At 60.8% G+C, this 19,972-nt stretch carries 16 protein-coding genes, 3 tRNA genes and 1 pseudogene; 17 read left to right on the top strand and 3 right to left on the bottom strand.

Annotated features, from left to right (window positions below; all coding sequences use genetic code 11):
* The 16 genes and pseudogenes from DCO45_RS21905 to DCO45_RS21980 all read left to right on the top strand — a co-directional run.
* Window positions 1–103, top strand: a pseudogene (locus DCO45_RS21905) (elongation factor Tu); the annotation flags it as partial.
* A 13-nt stretch (window positions 104–116) separates the two neighbouring features.
* A tRNA-Trp gene (locus tag DCO45_RS21910) sits at window positions 117–192 on the top strand.
* 88 nt (window positions 193–280) lie between these two features.
* Window positions 281–664 carry a preprotein translocase subunit SecE gene (gene secE / locus DCO45_RS21915; RefSeq protein WP_021025391.1) on the top strand — a complete coding sequence of 128 codons (384 nt, stop codon included), beginning with the start codon at window positions 281–283 and terminating at the stop codon, window positions 662–664.
* Window positions 664–1,257 (top strand): transcription termination/antitermination protein NusG, encoded by a 594-nt coding sequence (nusG, locus tag DCO45_RS21920; RefSeq protein WP_021025390.1) that lies wholly within the window; start codon window positions 664–666, stop codon window positions 1,255–1,257. The genes secE and nusG overlap by 1 nt, the downstream gene beginning before the upstream one ends.
* Window positions 1,258–1,359: 102 nt before the next feature.
* Window positions 1,360–1,791: a 50S ribosomal protein L11 gene (gene rplK, locus DCO45_RS21925; protein ID WP_021025389.1), complete on the top strand. Its 432-nt coding sequence runs from the start codon at window positions 1,360–1,362 to the stop codon at window positions 1,789–1,791.
* 1 nt (window position 1,792) lies between these two features.
* A complete protein-coding gene (rplA, locus tag DCO45_RS21930) occupies window positions 1,793–2,488 on the top strand; it encodes a 50S ribosomal protein L1 (RefSeq protein ID WP_021025388.1) in 696 nt (231 codons plus the stop codon).
* 242 nt (window positions 2,489–2,730) lie between these two features.
* Entirely contained in the window at window positions 2,731–3,249 is a 519-nt protein-coding gene (rplJ, locus tag DCO45_RS21935) for a 50S ribosomal protein L10 (protein ID WP_021025387.1), read from the top strand.
* A 37-nt stretch (window positions 3,250–3,286) separates the two neighbouring features.
* The gene (rplL, locus tag DCO45_RS21940; RefSeq protein ID WP_021025386.1) at window positions 3,287–3,661 is read left to right on the top strand and encodes a 50S ribosomal protein L7/L12; all 375 of its coding nucleotides are present in this window, start codon (window positions 3,287–3,289) and stop codon (window positions 3,659–3,661) included.
* A gap of 270 nt (window positions 3,662–3,931) precedes the next feature.
* Window positions 3,932–8,044: a DNA-directed RNA polymerase subunit beta gene (gene rpoB / locus DCO45_RS21945; RefSeq protein WP_116927794.1), complete on the top strand. Its 4,113-nt coding sequence runs from the start codon at window positions 3,932–3,934 to the stop codon at window positions 8,042–8,044.
* Between the two features lie 19 nt (window positions 8,045–8,063).
* Window positions 8,064–12,293 (top strand): DNA-directed RNA polymerase subunit beta', encoded by a 4,230-nt coding sequence (gene rpoC, locus DCO45_RS21950; protein ID WP_116927795.1) that lies wholly within the window; start codon window positions 8,064–8,066, stop codon window positions 12,291–12,293.
* Window positions 12,294–12,576: 283 nt separating this feature from the next.
* On the top strand, window positions 12,577–13,986 hold the full coding sequence (gene rsmB, locus DCO45_RS21955) for a 16S rRNA (cytosine(967)-C(5))-methyltransferase RsmB (RefSeq protein WP_116927796.1): 1,410 nt from the start codon (window positions 12,577–12,579) through the stop codon (window positions 13,984–13,986).
* A 10-nt stretch (window positions 13,987–13,996) separates the two neighbouring features.
* Entirely contained in the window at window positions 13,997–14,593 is a 597-nt protein-coding gene (locus tag DCO45_RS21960; RefSeq protein WP_165841254.1) for a DUF4390 domain-containing protein, read from the top strand.
* A gap of 20 nt (window positions 14,594–14,613) precedes the next feature.
* Window positions 14,614–16,881 carry an ATP-binding protein gene (locus DCO45_RS21965; protein WP_116927808.1) on the top strand — a complete coding sequence of 756 codons (2,268 nt, stop codon included), beginning with the start codon at window positions 14,614–14,616 and terminating at the stop codon, window positions 16,879–16,881.
* A 39-nt stretch (window positions 16,882–16,920) separates the two neighbouring features.
* Window positions 16,921–17,613 carry a response regulator gene (locus tag DCO45_RS21970; protein WP_116927798.1) on the top strand — a complete coding sequence of 231 codons (693 nt, stop codon included), beginning with the start codon at window positions 16,921–16,923 and terminating at the stop codon, window positions 17,611–17,613.
* A gap of 52 nt (window positions 17,614–17,665) precedes the next feature.
* Window positions 17,666–17,741 (top strand) — tRNA-Phe (locus DCO45_RS21975).
* A 130-nt stretch (window positions 17,742–17,871) separates the two neighbouring features.
* Window positions 17,872–17,947: transfer RNA gene (locus DCO45_RS21980), tRNA-Phe, on the top strand.
* Window positions 17,948–18,001: 54 nt separating this feature from the next.
* Here DCO45_RS21980 and DCO45_RS21985 read toward each other — a convergent pair.
* The 3 genes from DCO45_RS21985 to DCO45_RS21995 form a co-directional block, all read right to left on the bottom strand.
* Window positions 18,002–18,487 carry an NUDIX domain-containing protein gene (locus DCO45_RS21985; RefSeq protein ID WP_116927799.1) on the bottom strand — a complete coding sequence of 162 codons (486 nt, stop codon included), beginning with the start codon at window positions 18,485–18,487 and terminating at the stop codon, window positions 18,002–18,004.
* Between the two features lie 87 nt (window positions 18,488–18,574).
* Complete coding sequence (locus DCO45_RS21990) at window positions 18,575–18,856, bottom strand: helix-turn-helix transcriptional regulator (RefSeq protein ID WP_232539467.1); 282 nt, start codon at window positions 18,854–18,856, stop codon at window positions 18,575–18,577.
* A 234-nt stretch (window positions 18,857–19,090) separates the two neighbouring features.
* The gene (locus DCO45_RS21995; protein ID WP_116927801.1) at window positions 19,091–19,450 is read right to left on the bottom strand and encodes a helix-turn-helix transcriptional regulator; all 360 of its coding nucleotides are present in this window, start codon (window positions 19,448–19,450) and stop codon (window positions 19,091–19,093) included.
* Window positions 19,451–19,797: 347 nt separating this feature from the next.
* Between DCO45_RS21995 and DCO45_RS23095 the strand changes: the two genes are divergently transcribed.
* Complete coding sequence (locus tag DCO45_RS23095) at window positions 19,798–19,935, top strand: hypothetical protein (protein ID WP_165841255.1); 138 nt, start codon at window positions 19,798–19,800, stop codon at window positions 19,933–19,935.
* Window positions 19,936–19,972: the final 37 nt, after the last annotated feature.

Below are 19,972 nucleotides of genomic sequence, written 5' to 3' on the forward strand. Positions count from 1 at the left end.
CAAGCTGATCAACCCCATCGCTATGGAAGAAGGTCTGCGTTTCGCTATTCGCGAAGGCGGCCGTACCGTGGGCGCTGGCGTGGTTGCCAAGATCATTGCGTAAGTATTGATTTCGTAGGGGTATAGCTCAATTGGCAGAGCGTCGGTCTCCAAAACCGAAGGTTGTAGGTTCGATTCCTACTGCCCCTGCCACTGAATAAGTGGTCAACCAAGCCCGCCTGATTACAAGGCGGGCTTCGGCGTCTTGAGTGATGCCTATTTTCATCTCTGAATTGTCGACATGGCTGCTACACAAGTTGAAACTGTTAGTTCTGGTGCGGACAAGCTCAAGCTGTTCGCCGTAGCTGCATTGGTCATCGCCGGTATCGCCGGTTTTTACCTGTTGGCCAAACAAGGTGCGATTGCCCAGTGGGCCGTGCTGATTGTGGCTCTCATTGCGGCTGTCACCGTTTTTCTGGTGTCTGAACCAGGTAAGCAATTTGTTGGTTTTGCCAAGGACTCCTGGCGTGAAGTCAAGAAGGTTGTTTGGCCTTCGCGTAAAGAGACGCTGCAGATGACCGCCTACGTGTTCGCGTTTGTGGTCATCATGTCTTTGTTCTTGTGGATGACTGATAAAACGCTGGAATGGGTCTTGTATGACCTGGTTCTGGGCTGGAGGAAGTAATGTCGAACACGGACGAAACAACCAACACAGGCGCTGAGGCGCCTATGAGTGCTGCTAATCCCGATCTGCGCTGGTACATCGTGCATGCCTACTCGGGCATGGAGAAGGCCGTCGAGCGCAATATCCTGGAGCGCATTCACCGCTCGGACATGCAAAGCAAGTTCGGTCGCATCCTGGTGCCTACCGAGGAAGTGGTGGAAGTGCGCAATGGTCAGAAGAAGACCACCGAGCGCCGCCTGTTCCCCGGTTATGTGTTCGTCGAGATGGTCATGGATGACGACACCTGGCACTTGGTCAAGCACACCAGCAAGGTGACGGGTTTTGTGGGCGGTGCCAAGAACCGTCCGGCACCCATCTCCGAAGCAGAAGTTCAGAAGATCGTTCTGCAGATGGAAGAAGGCTCGGATAAGCCACGCCACAAGATCGAATTCACGGTGGGCGAATTCATCCGCGTCAAGGAAGGTCCGTTCACGGACTTCAACGGATCTGTCGAAGAAGTAAACTACGAAAAGAGTCGACTTCGCGTTTCTGTTATGATCTTTGGCCGTTCAACTCCGGTTGAGCTGGAATTTGCGCAGGTCGAAAAAACCTGATTCATTTTCATGCACTTACGGACTCGGTGCCTAAACAGAGTCTTAACCCCCGGGGAGCCCGCGCTATGCAGTGCGGGCGTTTTTACCCGTAAGGAGCTATAAATGGCAAAGAAAATTGTCGGCTTCATCAAGCTGCAAGTGCCAGCTGGTAAAGCCAATCCATCGCCACCCATTGGTCCAGCGCTGGGTCAACGTGGTCTCAACATCATGGAATTCTGCAAGGCGTTCAACGCCCAGACCCAAGGTGTCGAGCCAGGTCTGCCACTGCCTGTGGTGATCACCGCTTTTGCGGACAAGAGCTTCACGTTCGTCATCAAGACCCCACCCGCAACGGTGCTGATCAAGAAGGCGATCAAGCTGGACAAGGGTTCTTCGAACCCTCTGGCCACGAAGGTCGGCAAGATCACCCGCGCTCAGCTGGAAGAGATCGCCAAGACCAAGCTGAAGGACATGAACGCTGCTGACGTTGACGCCGCTGTGCGCACGCTGGCTGGTTCCGCCCGTTCGATGGGCGTTACGGTGGAGGGCCTCTAAGATGGCAAAGTTGACCAAGAAGCAAAAGGCCCTGCAAGGCAAGGTGGACACCACCAAGCTGTACGCATTCGCTGATGCAGTTGCAATCGTCAAGGACGCGGCAACGGCCAAGTTCGACGAATCCATCGACGTGGCTATCCAGCTGGGCGTGGACGCCAAGAAGTCGGATCAAGTGGTTCGTGGCGCTGTCGTGCTGCCTAACGGCACCGGCAAGACCACCCGCGTGGCCGTGTTCGCACAAGGCGCCAAGGCTGAAGAAGCCAAGGCCGCTGGTGCCGATATCGTGGGTATGGACGAGCTGGCCGCGATGGTCAAGGCTGGTGACATGCCTTTCGACATCGTGATCGCTGCGCCTGACGCGATGCGTATCGTTGGTACCCTGGGTCAAATCCTGGGCCCACGTGGTCTGATGCCTAACCCCAAGGTGGGCACCGTGACTCCGGACGTCGCTACGGCTGTGAAGAACGCCAAGGCAGGTCAGGTGCAGTTCCGCGTTGACAAGGCTGGTATCGTTCACTCGACCATCGGCCGCCGCTCGTTCGAGAACGACAAGCTGCAAGGCAACCTGGCAGCCCTGATCGATGCTCTGAACAAGGCAAAGCCAGCTACCAGCAAGGGTCTGTACCTGCGCAAGGTGGCGGTGTCGTCGACGATGGGTATCGGCGTGCGCGTCGATGCACAGACCATCGCAGCGTAATTGCTAAAAAAATCGTCAGGCAGGTGCTTGCACCTGTCTGGTGTGGTGGGCTGGCAAGGGGTTTTGAAAAAGACGCCATGCCAGGCCATCCAAGACCGTTGGTGTGATTCGATCACTTAAATCTTTTTGCCAACGCAGATGGCGATCCCGCTGCAGATGGATGAATTTCCAAAACAGTTGGTCGCTGCAACAAGAGCGCGCAGGTGGAGTTCGCTCCTAATGCGCATTTGAAGGAGTAGACCTTGAGTCTGAATCGCAGTGAGAAAGAAGCGGTCATCAATGAAGTGACCAGCCTCGCCGCTAAAGCTCAAACGCTTGTGTTCGCGGAATACCGCGGCATCACGGTCGCTGACATGACGAAGCTGCGTGTGGAAGCACGCAAGCAAGGCGTGACGCTGAGTGTTCTGAAGAACACCCTGGCTCGTCGCGCTGTTGCTGGTAGCAGCTTTGAAGTGGTCGCTGACCAGATGACCGGCCCGCTGATCTACGGTTTCTCTGAAGATGCAATCGCCGCTGCCAAGGTAGTGGCCGATTTCGCGAAGACCAACGACAAGTTGGTGATTCGCGGTGGTGCATTCGAAGGAAAGGCGTTGGACGCTAACAGCGTTAAGCAACTGGCAAGCGTGCCTTCCAAGGAAGTGCTGCTGGCCCAATTGTGTGGCTTGCTCATGTCGCCAATCTCGCGTACGGCCGTTGTGCTGGGCGCACTGGCGGCCAAAAAGGGCGAAGGCGCGGAAGTCGCCGAAGTCGCTGCAGCTTAAGCGCGGCAAAACCAACCGATATATTTAGGAAATCAAAATGGCATTCGATAAAGACGCATTCTTGACCTCCCTGGACAGCATGACTGTTCTGGAACTGAACGACCTGGTCAAGGCAATTGAAGAGAAGTTTGGCGTGAGCGCTGCTGCTATGGCCGCTCCTGCTGCTGGTGGTGGCGGTGCCGCTGCTGCTGCTGAAGAAAAGACCGAGTTCAACCTGGTGCTGCTGGAAGCCGGCGCTAACAAGGTTGGCGTGATCAAGGCCGTGCGTGAAATCACCGGTCTGGGTCTGAAGGAAGCCAAGGACATGGTCGACGGCGCTCCTAAGGTTCTGAAGGAAGCTATGCCTAAGGCTGACGCTGAAGCCGCTGCTAAGAAGCTGGTGGACGCTGGTGCAAAGGCCGAACTCAAGTAATTGAGGGCTTTTTCAAGGCTGGAGTACCCGAAAAGGTGCTCCAGCCTTTGGCGCTTCTGGAATATCGTTCGCTAGAGCACACCAAAAACTGGCCGTTGATGGCTGATTTTTAGTGTTTTCTAACATCCGACACTAGAAAACCCCTTGGTTCGGGTGGTGTGCAATGCACCACCGTCTGCCATGGTTGGTAGTGGCCAACCCACCAAGCTGCAACCCCCTCGCGGGGGTGTCGTCGAAGACCCAGGACTCATGTCTTTGCCCGGAGATCTCATGGCCTATTCTTACACCGAACGCAAGCGAATCCGCAAAAGTTTCGGCAGCCGCGATAGCGTGCTCGAAGTGCCTTACCTGCTGCAAATGCAAAAAGATGCTTACACCGCATTTTTGCAAGCAGACTCGGCCCCCAAAAAGCGTACTGATGAAGGCTTGCAAGCTGCCTTCAACTCGGCTTTCCCCATCGTCTCGCACAACGGTTTTGTGGAGATGAAGTTTGTCGAGTACAACCTCGCCAGGCCCGCTTTCGACGTGCGCGAATGCCAGACCCGTGGTCTGACCTTCTCGTCCGCTGTGCGTGCCAAGGTGCAGTTGATTATCTATGACCGTGAATCCTCCACGCCCCAATCCAAGGTGGTCAAGGAAGTGAAGGAGCAGGAAGTCTACATGGGCGAAGTGCCCCTGATGACGGACAAAGGTTCATTCATCGTCAACGGCACCGAGCGCGTGATCGTCTCGCAGCTGCACCGCTCGCCAGGCGTGTTCTTTGAACACGACAAGGGCAAGACGCACAGCTCGGGCAAGTTGCTGTTCTCGGCTCGCATCATCCCTTACCGCGGCTCCTGGCTGGACTTCGAGTTCGACCCCAAGGACCTGCTGTTCTTCCGTGTGGACCGCCGCCGCAAGATGCCGGTGTCGATTCTGCTCAAGGCCATCGGCATGACGCCCGAGTCCATCCTGGCGACGTTCTACGAGAACGACAACTTCCGCCTGATGGACAGCGGCGCGCAAATGGAATTTGTGGCTGACCGCCTCAAGGGTGAAGTCGCGCGCTTTGACATCACCGACAAGTCGGGCAAGGTCGTCGTCGCCAAGGACAAGCGCATCACCGCGCGCCACACCCGCGAGATGGAGCAATCGGGCACCAAGTTCATCAGCGTGCCTGAAGACTTCCTGCTCGGCCGCGTCGCTGCCAAGAACATCGTTGACCCTGACACCGGTGAAATCATCGCCAAGGCCAACGAAGAGATGACCGAAGCGCTGCTCAAGAAGCTGCGCGCAGCTGGCATCCAGGATCTGGCTTGCATCTACACGAACGAGCTGAGCCACGGCGCCTACATCTCGCAGACCCTGCGCACCGATGAAACCGCTGACGAGTTCGCTGCACGCGTTGCCATCTACCGCATGATGCGCCCTGGTGAGCCTCCCACCGAGGACGCCGTGCAGGCGCTGTTCCAGCGTTTGTTCTACAACGAAGACACCTACGATCTGTCGCGTGTCGGCCGTATGAAGTTCAACGCCAAGATCGGCCGCGACACCGCGATCGGCCCCATGGTGCTGTCCAACGAAGACATCCTCGAAGTCGTGAAGATCCTGGTGGATCTGCGCAACGGCAAGGGTGAAGTCGATGACATCGACCACTTGGGCAACCGCCGCGTGCGTTGCGTGGGCGAGCTGGCCGAAAACCAGTACCGCACCGGTCTGGCACGTATCGAAAAGGCTGTGAAGGAGCGTCTGGGCCAGGCTGAGCAAGAGCCCCTGATGCCGCACGACCTGATCAACAGCAAGCCGATCTCGGCCGCCCTGAAGGAATTCTTCGGCGCCTCGCAGCTGTCGCAGTTCATGGACCAGACCAACCCCCTGGCTGAAATCACGCACAAGCGCCGTGTTTCCGCTCTGGGCCCAGGCGGTCTGACCCGCGAACGCGCAGGCTTCGAAGTGCGTGACGTGCACGTGACCCACTACGGCCGCGTCTGCCCGATCGAAACGCCTGAAGGTCCCAACATTGGTCTGATCAACTCGCTGGCTCTGTACGCGCGTCTGAACGAGTACGGTTTCATCGAAACCCCTTACCGTCGCGTGATCGATGGCAAGGTGACCGATCAGATGGACTACCTGTCGGCCATCGAAGAAGGCAAGTACGTGATCGCGCAGGCCAATGCCGAGCTCGACGCCGAAGGCCGCCTCACCGGTGACCTCGTCTCTGCCCGTGAAAACGGTGAATCGACCCTGCTGTCCGCCGAGCGCGTGCAGTACATGGACGTGTCGCCCGCACAGATCGTGTCGGTGGCTGCGTCGCTGATTCCGTTCCTCGAGCACGATGACGCGAACCGCGCATTGATGGGTGCCAACATGTCGCGCCAGGCCGTGCCTGTGCTGCGCCCTGAAAAGCCCATGGTTGGTACCGGTATCGAGCGCGTTGCAGCGGTCGACTCGGGCACCGTCGTGACGGCTACCCGTGGCGGTATCGTCGATTACGTGGACGCGACCCGTATCGTGATCCGTGTGAACGACGAAGAAGCTGTGGCCGGTGAAGTGGGTGTGGACATCTACAACCTCATCAAGTACCAGCGTTCCAACCAGAACACCAACATCCACCAGCGTCCCGTGGTTCGCCGCGGCGACAAGCTGGCCAAGGGTGACGTGATTGCCGACGGTGCATCGACCGACCTGGGCGAAATCGCCATTGGTCAGAACATGCTGATCGCCTTCATGACCTGGAACGGCTACAACTTCGAAGACTCGATCCTGATCTCCGAACGCGTGGTGGCTGAAGACCGCTACACCTCGATCCACATCGAGGAGCTGGTGGTGATGGCCCGTGACACCAAGCTGGGTGCCGAGGAAATCACACGCGACATCCCGAACCTGTCCGAGCAGCAACTCAACCGTCTGGACGAGTCCGGCATCATCTACGTGGGTGCAGAAGTGCAGCCCGGCGATGTGCTGGTGGGCAAGGTCACGCCAAAGGGCGAGACCACGCTGACCCCAGAAGAGAAGCTGCTGCGCGCCATCTTCGGTGAGAAGGCGTCCGATGTGAAGGACACCTCGCTGCGCGTGGACCAGGGCTCGCAAGGTACCGTGATCGATGTGCAGGTCTTCACCCGTGAAGGCATCACGCGCGACAAGCGCGCCCAGCAGATCATCGACGACGAACTCAAGCGTTTCCGTCTGGACCTGAACGACCAGCTGCGTATTGTGGAAGCCGATGCGTTCGATCGTATCGCCAAGCTGCTCAACGGCCGCGTGGCCAATGGCGGCCCACAAAAGCTGGCCAAGGGCACCAAGATCGACAAGGCCTATCTGGACGGCGTGGAGAAGTTCCACTGGTTCGATATCCGCCCTGCCGAAGACGACGTCGCCGCGCAGCTGGAGTCCATCAAGAACTCCATCGAGCAGCAACGCCACAACTTCGACCTGGCTTTCGAAGAAAAGCGCAAGAAGCTCACGCAAGGCGACGAGCTGCCCGCTGGCGTGCTCAAGATGGTCAAGGTCTACCTGGCCGTCAAGCGCCGTCTGCAGCCTGGCGACAAGATGGCCGGCCGTCACGGTAACAAGGGTGTGGTCTCCAAGATCGTGCCGGTGGAAGACATGCCTTTCATGGCCGATGGCACCACCGCCGACATCGTGCTGAACCCGCTGGGCGTGCCTTCGCGCATGAACATCGGTCAGGTGCTTGAAGTCCACCTGGGCTGGGCCGGCAAGGGCCTGGGCCAGCGTATCGGTGACATGCTGCAGGCCGAAGCCCGTGCCACTGAAGTGCGCTCCTTCCTCGAAGAGGTGTACAACAGCCGCGGTCGCAAGGAAGACCTCAAGCAACTGTCCGATGACCAGATCATGTTCATGGCGGAGAACCTGAAGAACGGCGTGCCTTTCGCAACGCCGGTGTTCGACGGTGCTTCCGAGCAGGAAATCAAGGACATGCTCAAGCTGGCGTACCCGGATGACATCCAGGCACGCAAGGGTCTGACCGAGCCACGCACGCAGGCCTACCTGTATGACGGCCGCACCGGTGAGCGCTTCGAGCGCCCCACCACGATCGGCTACATGCACTACCTGAAGCTGCACCACTTGGTCGATGACAAGATGCACGCCCGCTCCACCGGTCCTTACTCGCTGGTGACGCAACAACCTCTGGGCGGTAAGGCCCAGTTCGGTGGTCAGCGTTTCGGTGAAATGGAAGTGTGGGCGCTGGAAGCCTATGGCGCCGCTTATGTGCTGCAGGAAATGCTGACCGTGAAGTCCGATGACGTGGTGGGCCGTACCAAGGTGTACGAATCCATCGTCAAGGGCGAACACGCTATCGAAGCCGGCATGCCGGAGTCGTTCAATGTGCTGGTCAAGGAAATCCGTTCCCTGGGCCTGGACATCGAACTGGAACGTTCTTAATTGAAGGGGGAAAGAGTCTATGAAATCGCTACTCGACCTGTTCAAACAATTCACGCCTGATGAGCATTTCGATGCCATCAAAATCGGCCTGGCTTCGCCCGAAAAGATCCGTTCGTGGTCTTTCGGTGAAGTGAAGAAGCCCGAGACCATCAACTACCGTACCTTCAAGCCCGAGCGCGATGGTCTGTTCTGCGCCAAGATCTTTGGCCCGATCAAGGACTACGAATGCCTGTGCGGCAAGTACAAGCGCTTGAAGCACCGCGGTGTGATCTGCGAGAAGTGCGGCGTTGAAGTCACGCAGACCAAGGTGCGCCGCGAACGCATGGGTCACATCGACCTGGCCGCGCCTTGCGCCCATATCTGGTTCCTCAAGTCCCTGCCATCGCGCCTGGGTCTGGTGCTGGATATGACCCTGCGCGACATCGAACGCGTGCTGTACTTCGAAGCCTATGTGGTGACCGACCCCGGCATGACCCCGCTGAAGAAGTTCAGCATCATGTCGGAAGACGAGTACGACAAGAACGTCGAAGAGTACGGTGATGAATTCGTGGCCAAGATGGGCGCCGAAGGCATCAAGGACCTGCTCGAAGGCATCGAGATCGACTCGGAAATCGAGCGCCTGCGCAACGACCTGACCGGCTCCGAAGTCAAGGTCAAGAAGAACGCCAAGCGCCTGAAGCTGCTCGAAGCGTTCAAGAAGTCCGGCATCAAGCCCGGTTGGATGGTGATGGAAGTGCTGCCTGTGCTGCCTCCCGATCTGCGTCCGCTGGTGCCGCTGGATGGCGGCCGCTTTGCGACCTCCGACCTGAACGACCTGTACCGCCGCGTCATCAACCGTAACTCGCGTCTGCGCCGCCTGCTGGAGCTCAAGGCCCCAGAGATCATTGCCCGCAATGAAAAGCGCATGCTGCAAGAAGCGGTCGACTCGCTGCTGGACAACGGCCGCCGTGGCAAGGCCATGACCGGCGCGAACAAGCGTGCCCTCAAGTCGCTGGCCGACATGATCAAGGGTAAGAGCGGTCGTTTCCGTCAGAACTTGCTGGGTAAGCGCGTCGACTACTCCGGTCGTTCCGTGATTACCGTGGGCCCAACGCTCAAGCTGCACCAGTGCGGTCTGCCCAAGCTGATGGCGCTGGAGCTGTTCAAGCCTTTCATCTTCGCGCAGCTCGAAGCGCGTGGCATCGCCACGACCATCAAGGCCGCCAAGAAGGAAGTGGAAACCGGCACCCCCGTGGTGTGGGACATCCTGGAAGAGGTGATTCGCGAGCATCCGATCATGCTCAACCGTGCGCCTACGCTGCACCGTCTGGGTATTCAGGCGTTCGAGCCTATCCTGATCGAAGGCAAGGCCCTGCAACTGCACCCGTTGGTTTGCGCGGCATTCAACGCTGACTTCGACGGTGACCAGATGGCTGTTCACGTGCCGCTGTCGGTGGAAGCACAGATGGAAGCCCGCACCCTGATGCTGGCCTCCAACAACGTGCTGTTCCCCGCTTCGGGCGAACCCTCGATCGTTCCTTCTCAGGACGTGGTGCTGGGCCTGTACCAGGCCACCCGTGAGCGGATCAACGGCAAGGGCGAAGGCATGGTGTTCTCCGACATCGGCGAAGTGCAACGCGCACTGGATGCCGAGCAGGTCGAGCGCGCCACCAAGATCAGCGTGCGTCTGACCGAGTGGAACAAGAACAAGGCCTCGGGTGAGTTCGAGCCGACGACCAAGCTGGTGGAAACCACCGTGGGCCGCGCGCTGCTGTCCGAGATTCTGCCCAAGGGTATGCCTTTCTCTTCGATCAACAAGACGTTGAAGAAGAAGGAAATCTCCAAGCTGATCAACATCTCGTTCCGCAAGTGTGGCTTGAAGGAAACCGTGGTGTTCGCCGACAAGCTGCTGCAAAACGGCTTCCGTCTGGCAACGCGCTCCGGTATCTCGATCGCCATTGGCGACATGCTGGTGCCACCGCAAAAGGCCGAGATCATCGCCCGCTCCGAAGCGGAAGTGAAGGAAATCGAGCAGCAGTACGTCTCCGGTCTGGTGACGGCTGGCGAGCGCTACAACAAGGTGGTGGACATCTGGGGCAAGGCCGGTGACGAAGTCTCCAAGGTCATGATGGCCCAGCTGGCCAAGGAAAAGGTCATTGACCGCCATGGCAACGAAGTCGATCAGGAATCGTTCAACGCGATTTACATGATGGCCGACTCCGGCGCCCGTGGCTCGGCCGCACAGATCCGCCAGCTGGCAGGTATGCGTGGTCTGATGGCCAAGCCCGATGGCTCGATCATTGAGACGCCTATTACCGCGAACTTCCGCGAAGGCCTCAACGTGTTGCAGTACTTCATCTCCACCCACGGTGCCCGTAAGGGTCTGGCCGATACGGCGCTGAAGACGGCTAACTCCGGTTACCTGACGCGTCGTCTGGTGGACGTGACGCAGGACTTGGTGATCACCGAGCTCGACTGCGGCACGCACAACGGCACCTTGATGCGCGCTGTGGTGGAAGGCGGTGAAGTGATCGAATCGCTGCGCGACCGTATCCTCGGCCGTACCGCTGCGGACGAAGTGCTGCACCCCGAAACCCGCGCGGTGCTGGCCAAGGCCGGCGACCTGCTGGACGAAGACCTGATCGAAGATCTGGAAGCGGCTGGGGTGGACGAAGTGAAGGTGCGCACCGCACTGACCTGCGAAACCCGCTTTGGTCTGTGCGCTACCTGCTACGGCCGCGACCTGGGCCGTGGCGGCATGATCAACCTCGGCGAAGCCGTCGGTGTGATCGCTGCCCAGTCGATCGGTGAGCCTGGCACGCAGCTGACCATGCGTACGTTCCACATCGGTGGTGCGGCTTCGCGTGCGGCTGTGGCCTCCAGCGTGGAAGCCAAGTCCAACGGTATCGTGGGCTTCAACCCACAGATGCGCTATGTGACCAACAACAAGGGCGAACTGGTTGTGATTTCCCGCTCCGGCGAAATCGTGATCCAGGACGAGTACGGCCGCGAGCGCGAGCGTCACAAGATGCCTTACGGCGCTATCTTGTCGATCAAGCCTGATCAACAGATCAAGGCGGGCACCGTGCTGGCCAACTGGGATCCGCTGACCCGACCCATCATTACCGAATACGCCGGTCAGGTGAAGTTCGAGAATGTGGAAGAAGGTCTGACCGTGGCCAAGCAGGTCGACGAAGTGACCGGTCTGTCCACCCTGGTGGTGATCGATCCGAAGCACCGTGGTTCTGCCAAGGTGGTGCGTCCGCAGGTCAAGCTGGCGGATGCCAACGGCCAGGAAGTCAAGATTCCTGGTACCGACCACGCGGTGACGATCGGCTTCCAGGTCGGCGCTCTGCTGCAGGTGCGTGATGGCCAGGAAGTGGGCCCCGGCGAAGTGCTGGCCCGTATTCCTATGGAAGGCCAGAAGACCCGCGACATTACCGGTGGTCTGCCACGTGTGGCCGAGCTGTTCGAAGCCCGTACGCCGAAGGACAAGGGCGCGCTGGCCGAGATGACCGGTACCGTGTCCTACGGTAAGGAAACCAAGGGCAAGGTGCGCCTGCAGATCACCGATCTGGAAGGCAAGGTCTGGGAAGAGCTGGTTCCAAAGGAACGCAACATCCTGGTGCACGAAGGCCAGGTGGTCAACAAGGGCGAGCTGATCGTCGACGGCCCAGCCGATCCGCAGGACATCCTGCGCCTGCTGGGTATCGAAGAGCTGTCGCGCTACATCGTTGACGAAGTGCAGGACGTGTACCGCTTGCAAGGCGTGAAGATCAACGACAAGCACATCGAGGTGATCGTTCGCCAGATGCTGCGCCGCGTGGTCATCGAAGCCCCAGGTGATACCTCCTACATCCAGGGTGAGCAGGTCGAGCGCTCCGAAGTGCTCAACACCAACGAAGCTGCACAGCGCGATGGCAAGATCCCAGCGGTCTACTCCAACGTGTTGCTGGGTATTACCAAGGCTTCGCTGTCGACCGACTCCTTCATCTCGGCCGCTTCCTTCCAGGAAACGACCCGCGTGCTGACCGAGGCTGCCATCATGGGCAAGCGCGACGAGCTGCGTGGCCTGAAGGAAAACGTCATCGTGGGTCGTCTGATCCCCGCTGGTACCGGTCTGGCTTACCACCAGGCACGCAAGGCCAAGGACGAGATGGACGAGGCCGAGCGCCGCGCCATCGCCGATGCAGAAGCGGCCGATCTGGCCGGTGTGTCGGAAGAAGCGGTGGCCGCTGCCGACAGCGCTGCAGACCCTGCTGCTGACTAAGCCGCCAATCCCTGACCGATACCTATCGGTCAGGTTGGGCTGAGCAAGACCCGTAATTTCGCGCCGCGGAATTACGGGTTTTTTAATGCCTGGCAGCCCGGCTGCTGACGCGCCCTGATGATGGCTCTGTGCAAAGTCCTCTGCTCCATTTCGTGTCTGAAGCAGGTCACTTTGCACAGCGTCTTTACCAGGCAGGCTCTGCACGCGCAGAGGCCTCCTGGGGCATATCGATTAGTATTCCTTTTGATCCGCAGCGGCACCCAGGCCATTGCACTCCTTCGGCATGAACCTCCCTTCCCGTCCACGACAACCCTCCCGGGCCGCCACAGCGCCCAACACCAACCAGGGCCCCAGCCTGTCCGCCCAGCTGCTGGCGGTGGCGCGCGCCTTGCAGGATGTGCGCCAGGGGCAATCTGCCCGCGCCGTGTTGGGCGGGGTAGAGCCCGCGCTGCGCGCCGGCGTGCAGGCCTTGCTGATGGATGTGCTGCGCGTGCTGGGCACCGCAGATGCCGTGCGTGCCGAGCTGGCCCCGCGCAAGCCTGCCAGCGCGGTCGATGCCTTGCTGTGCACGGCGCTGGCCTTGCTGCTGCCCGAGGTGCCGCGCTACGACGCCTTCACCGTGGTGAACCAGGCGGTGGATGCGGCCAAGAAGCGCTCGGCCACCAAGTCGCAATCGGCCTTCATCAATGGCTGCCTGCGCAGTTTTTTGCGCGAGCGCGATGACCTGCTGCGCGCCGTGGCCCAGGAGCCGGTGGCGCAGTACAACCACCCGCAGTGGTGGCTGGGGCGCCTGCAAAAGGACTATCCGCAAGATTGGCAGGCCATTGTGGCGGCCAACAATGCGCAGGCGCCGATGGCCTTGCGCGTGAACCTGCAGCGCTGCAGCCGCGCCGATTACCTGGCGCTGCTGGATGAAGCGGGCATCGAGGCCGTGGTGGGCGTGGGCGAGGCCGGCCTGGTGCTGACGCGCGGCGTGCCGGTGGACCAGCTGCCGCAGTTTGCGCAGGGCTGGGTCTCGGTGCAGGACAGCGCCGCCCAGATGGCCGCGCCGCTGCTGCTCGATGGCTTGCAGCCGCACGATGGCCGCGCGCTGCATGTGCTCGATGCCTGCGCCGCGCCCGGCGGCAAGACCGCGCATCTGTTGGAAGCCGCCACGCCCCAGCGCCCCATCGACATGGTGGCGCTGGAGATCGATGCCAAGCGCGCCGAACGCATTGGCGATACCTTGGCGCGGCTGTCACTGCAGGCCGATGTGGTGGTGGCCAGCGGCAGCGAAGTGGCCAGCTGGCTGCCGGCGGTGCAAGCGCGCCACGGGTTGCAGCAATTTGATGCAATTTTGTTGGATGCGCCTTGCTCGGCCTCGGGCATCGTGCGCCGCCAGCCCGATGTGCGCTGGCTGCGCCGCGCCACCGACATCGCGCAGCTCGCCGCCATCCAGCGCCAGCTGCTCGAAGCCCTGTGGCCCCTGGTCGTGCCCGGCGGCCGGCTGCTGTACTGCACCTGCTCGGTCTTCCATGAAGAGGGCGAGGGCCAGGTGGCGCAGTTCCTCCGCCGCCACGCCGATGCCCAACGCCTGCCTGCGCCAGGGCATTTGTTGCCACAGTTGCGCGAGGCCGGTCACAATAGCCTGGGCAGCCTGGCGCGCGACCATGACGGTTTTTACTACGCGCTGCTGCACAAGCCGCTTCGTTGAGCCCGTCCGTATGCGATTGATCCACCATTTCCTCCTTGCGCTGATGCTGTGCTGTGCCGCAGCGGCACCGGCCATGGCGTCGGAGAATGAGAAAAAGGTCGAGCTGCAGCTGGTGCGCAATGCCGACGGTGCCTTTGCCACGGTGGCGCTGCAGTTTGCGCTGCCCGACCAGATCGAAGATGCCCTCAACAAAGGCGTGGCGCTGTACTTTGTGCAGGAGGCCGAGGTCATCTCCGAGCGCTGGTACTGGCGCGACAAGACCGTCAAGAAAACCGCCCGCTACCTGCGCGTGAGTTACCAGCCGCTGACCCGGCGCTGGCGCCTGCATGTCTCGAGCATGCCGCTGACCGACGCCGGCGCGGTGACCTCGCTGGGCCAGAGCTTTGACAGCCTCGAAGAAGTGATGCTCGTGGTCAAGCGCGTGCGCAACTGGAAGATCGCCAGCGCCGATGAGCTCGCAAGCGATGTGGACTACCTGGTCAAGTTCAGCTTCCGGCTCGACAGCAGCCAGCTGCCGCGCATCTTCCAGTTCGCGCCGTTCAGCAATGGCGGCCTGAACCTGCAGCTCAGAAGCCAGCTGCCGCTGCCCGAGGCGAGCGCGCCGTGAAAATCGAAAAGTCATCGTCGATGCGCGTGGCCTACACGCCCAGCCGTGCGCGCTGGTCGGTGATCGTTGGCCTGTCGGCGATGATCGGCATCGGCCTGGTGCTGCTCTTCCTGCTGTCTTTCGCCACCAACAACCGCGTGCTGTACGAGCGCTACTACGGCGTGCTGCTGGGCGTGAACATCGGCGTGGCCTGTGTGCTGAGCATGGTGGTGCTGTGGGGCGTAGTCATCCTGGTGCGGCGCCTTGTGGCCCGGCGCTTTGGCAGCAAGCTGCTGCTCAAGCTGGCTGCCACCTTTGCGCTGGTGGGCGTGCTGCCCGGCGTGGTGATCTATTTCGTCTCCTACCAGTTCGTCTCGCGCTCGATCGAGAGCTGGTTCGATGTCAAGGTCGAAGGCGCGCTGGACGCCGGGGTCAACCTCGCGCGCATCACGCTCGACACCACCTCCACGGCGATGGCCGAGCGCACCCGCACCGCCAGCAGCCAGCTGTCCCAGATATCGGATGCCGCATCGGGCCTCGTGCTCGAGCGCATCAAGGACCAGCTCGGCGCCGATGATGTGGTGCTGTGGTCGGCCAGCTCCCAGGCCATTGCCAGCACCGGCCAGTCGCGCTTTGTGCTCAACCCCGACAAGCCCTCGGCCGCGTTGCTGCGCACCGCCACCCAGCAGCAGCGCGCCTATCAGATCGATGGCCTCGAAGAGGTGGCCGACATCAACGGCGCCATCACCGGCGACCCGTCCAAGGTGCGCGTCAAAACCCTGGTGCAGGTCGCCAATGGCGATGTGGGGGTGATCCCCGACGGCCGCTTTTTGCAGGCCACCATGCCGCTGCCAGCGGCCTTGGTGGTCAACGCCCTCAAGGTGCAGGAGGCCAACCGCGAGTACCAGGAACGCGCGCTGGCGCGCGACGGCCTGCGCCGCATGTACATCGGCACGCTCACCTTGAGTCTGTTCCTGGCCGTTTTCGGCGCCGTGGTGCTGGCCGCCTTGCTGGGCAACCAGCTGGTGCGCCCGCTTTTGGTGCTGGCCGAAGGCGTGCGCGAGGTGGCATCGGGCAATCTGCGACCCAAACCGGTGCTGCCCAGCAAGGACGAGTTAAGCGGCCTGACCCGCTCGTTTGCCGAGATGACCCAGCAGCTGCTCGACGCGCGCCGTGCGGTCGAGCGCGGCATGCGCCAGACCGATGAGGCGCGCCAGAGCCTGCAGACCATTTTGGACAACCTTACCGCCGGCGTCATCGTGCTTGATGCCCAGGGCGTCATCCACTCCAGCAACCCCGGGGCCACCCGCATTCTGCGTGCGCCGCTGGCCGCCTTTGAAGGCCGCCCGCTGCGCGATCTGCCCGGCCTGCAGGCCTTTGCGCAAGAGGTGGACCGGCAGTTTGCCCGCCTGCACGATGTGACCGACGAGCACTACCTGGACCACTGGCAGCAGCCCTATGAACTCCATGGCGACAGCCAGCTGCCCAACCAGAACAGCATCAACCTGGTGGCGCGCGGTGCCACCTTGCCCGACAACCGCCGCCTGCTGGTGTTTGACGACATCTCCGAAATCGTCTCGGCGCAGCGCGCCCAGGCCTGGGGCGAGGTGGCCAGGCGTCTGGCCCATGAGATCAAGAACCCGCTCACACCGATCCAGCTGTCGGCCGAGCGGCTGGAGATCAAGCTGGGCAACAAGCTCGAAGGCCAGGACCAGGCGATTTTGAAAAAGTCTGTCACCACCATCGTCGACCAGGTCGATGCGATGAAGCGCCTGGTCAACGAGTTCCGCGACTACGCCCGCCTGCCGGCCGCCGAGCTGCAGTCCATCGACCTCAATGCGCTGGTGATGGACGTGCTGCATTTATATGGCGCGGAAAATGCTGTCGTACCGGTGGAGGCGGAGCTGGACAGTGCGGCCCCACGTATCATGGGCGATGCGCAGCAGTTGCGGCAGGTCATCCATAACTTGCTGCAAAATGCGCAGGATGCAACGCAACAGGCCTGGGTGGGCAAGGAGGCATCAGCACCGGCGGTGCGGATCTCCACCCGGTTCAGTGGCAACAGCAAACGCGTGCGTTTGACAATTGCTGACTGCGGTTGCGGTTTTCCAGAACATATATTACAAAAGGCATTTGAGCCCTACGTGACGACCAAGCCCCGAGGTACCGGCCTGGGCCTGGCCGTCGTCAAAAAAATTGCGGACGAGCATGGCGCTCGCGTAGAAATCTCTAATCGAGTCGAGGGGGAAAAAATCTTAGGTGCCCAAGTGTCGTTATCATTCTCTATCGAAAAAGAGTTGATGATTTGAAATAACTCTCACACCTGCTGCACTGGATTTTCAAAAAATATGGCAAATATTCTGGTTGTCGATGACGAATTGGGAATTCGGGATCTCCTGTCGGAGATCTTGAACGATGAAGGCCACAGCGTGGACGTTGCGGAGAACGCCACACAGGCGCGCTTGGCCCGCAACGAAAGCGGCTACGACCTGGTGCTGCTCGACATCTGGATGCCCGACACCGATGGTGTGTCGCTGCTCAAAGAGTGGTCAATGACCGGCCTGCTCACGATGCCCGTGATCATGATGAGTGGCCACGCCACCATTGATACCGCCGTCGAAGCAACGCGCATTGGCGCGTTCTCTTTTTTGGAAAAGCCCATCACGATGCAAAAGCTGCTCAAGGCAGTAGAGCAGGGCTTGCAGCGCAATGTGCCCGCACCCGTGGCAGCGCCAGCGGCTGCGGTGCCAGGCAAGGTGGTGCCCACTTTGACCCCCACAGGCTACAGCGCCCCGGTGGTTGCCACCGTGGCCACCGCAGCTGCAGCGGACGCCGCGCCCAATGCCCACCAGGGCTTTGATCTGGACCGGCCGCTGCGCGAGGCACGGGATGGCTTCGAGAAGGCCTACTTCGAATTTCACCTGGCGCGCGAAGGCGGCTCGATGACCCGCGTGGCCGAGAAGACCGGCCTGGAGCGCACCCACCTCTACCGCAAGCTGCGTCAGCTGGGCGTGGACCTGAGCCGCAATAAAAAGAACTGATTTCAGTTTTTTGAAAAAGCGCCCTTTTTTTCGGGCTATAATTCAACTCGTGGGCCCGGTAGCTCAGTTGGTAGAGCAGCGGATTGAAAATCCGCGTGTCCGTGGTTCGATTCCGCGCCAGGCCACCACAAAACAACTAGCCTCTGCACCAGTGATGGTGCAGAGGCTTTCTTGTATCTGCACATGCATCGCATGTGCAGCAATTCCCCCAAATTTCCGAACGGGCGCGCGGCGCAGGCTATAATGCTAGCTTGTGTTGGCCCGGTAGCTCAGTTGGTAGAGCAGCGGATTGAAAATCCGCGTGTCCGTGGTTCGATTCCGCGCCAGGCCACCAAACGCATTCCCAAGCCCATCCTCTGTGATGGGCTTTTTTGCGTCTGGTGCGGGCTCAGCGGCTGGGCGGCGCCGTGCCGGCAGCTCGGTCAAGCAGCACTTGCTTGAGCCCTGCCGGGTAGAGCGCCGGGCCGCCCGGGGCATCGAGCGCCGCCAGGTCAAACCAGCGCGCTGTGCACAGGGTGCCGCTGTCTTCGTGAAAGCAGATGTGGTCCAGGTGCGCAAAGGGCGCTGAATCAAACACGACATTGGCGATAAACAGCACCTCGTGGCCTACCGCCCCGTGGTGCGTGTAGAGGTTCTCCATCACGATGGGTGGTCCCTGGACTTGCGCTTCCACGCCCAGCTCTTCCAGGAACTCGCGTTGCAGCGCTGCCTGCCAGCGCTCGCCAAACTCCACGCCGCCGCCAAGGGGGCGCACCCCTGTCAGGCGGCCCGCATCATCCAGGACCTCGGTCGCCAGCAATTGGCCATTGCGCCAGTGCAGGCCAAGGGCTTTGACTTTGATGTGCTGGGGTGGTCGCCATGGGGTGACAGACATGCTTGTTTCTTGCTAAAGGCTAGGGCGTGCAGGTGTGGACGCTGAAGCGGGGTATTCGCTTCATCTATCCGTCTCGGCTTCAAGGATTCAGGCGATCTCACTCAGCCAATGTGCCAGCGCTTTGCCCCGCTTTGTTTTGCTCATGGCTCCCAGGGCCAGTAGCAGCTGAGCGGAGTCATCATCCTCGCAGTACAGATAGGCCAGCGGCACTTGCAGCGCATCGGCGATCAGACGTGCCGTTTTGATGGGTGGCTCATGCGTGCCCAGCTCATAGCGGCTGATGCGCGCACGGCTTGCGGATTCATCGATGCCAATCAACACGCCCACTTTTTCTTGCGACCAACCCAAGTCTTCGCGTCGGGCTCGCATGCGGCGGCCTAGAACGGTCGAGGTAGGCGTAAGTAAGGAAGGCATGTCACGAGTCTCGTGACTTTGTGGTAAGCTGTCGTCACGAAAAACGTGACATGGAGAGGTGGGGAGGATATGGCTTGGGAAAGGCGCTCAAAAGGTGAGCGATGGATCTATGGCAAACGAGTGCGGCCTTGCGTTGAACCGGGGGCGTGGGCAGCACGCTGCAGTCCTGCGGTCGACAAGACGCCTAGATCAAGCACTGTGTGAACGCAGCCGCTCACAAAGCTGCTGCACGATACCGGTCACAAAGGCGCGGTCCGCCGGTTCCAGCTCGGAGAGCCAGGCGCTGATCCGCATGGCCTGGTCATCGGGGGCGGTGGAGCTGTGGGCGAGCAGATCGGCGATGCCCACGCGCAGTACCGAGGCAAGGCTTTCGAGCGTATGCAGTGAGGGCACGGAGGCCCCGCGTTCAAAGCGGCTGATGGTCTCGGGCTCCACCTGCAGGCGCTCTGCCAGTTGCGCCTGCGTCCATTGGCGCGACTTGCGCAGCTGGGCAATGCGCTGGCCCAGCAGTTGGGCCAGGGGCTTCTCGGCAAGCTTCTTATTGATCATATCTGTCTAGTTCAAATCCAACAGTTATGGTTGTGTGCCGGTGTGGAATGGGCCAGAATGCAATATGTGGAATCCAATGTAATTTCGCTATATATGGTGCGGCCGCCGGGCGCTGCCATGCGGCGATGCAGACCCGGATCCATGGCATCCGAGCATTCACCACCCAATGAAAGGAAGTCAGCGCCATGCAGCAGGTCCGGCCGCAGAAGCGACATAGCCCAGCCGCCGATGGGAGGGCAGGCAGCGACGGTGCGATACAGACCGGCACCACCGCGGCAAGGCCTGCTCCCGGCGTGGCGGCGGCCCCCGTGCGCCGCCGGTGGGGCGCGATACAGATAGGCATTTGCGTGCTGTTCTTTGTGGAAGGTCTGTGGGGCCTGTACCTGGTGGGCTGGCCGGCGCTGAGCCTGTGCGTTCTGGGGGCGATGTACATGGCCAAGGTGGCCAGGCGCCATGGGGCGCCGCAAGGCAGCGGTAAGCGCTAAGCCCTCCACGCCCTCCGAATGAGGCGGTTGTTGGCAC

Source organism: Comamonas sp. JNW (genome assembly GCF_003105075.1).
Lineage (GTDB): Bacteria > Pseudomonadota > Gammaproteobacteria > Burkholderiales > Burkholderiaceae_C > Comamonas > Comamonas squillarum.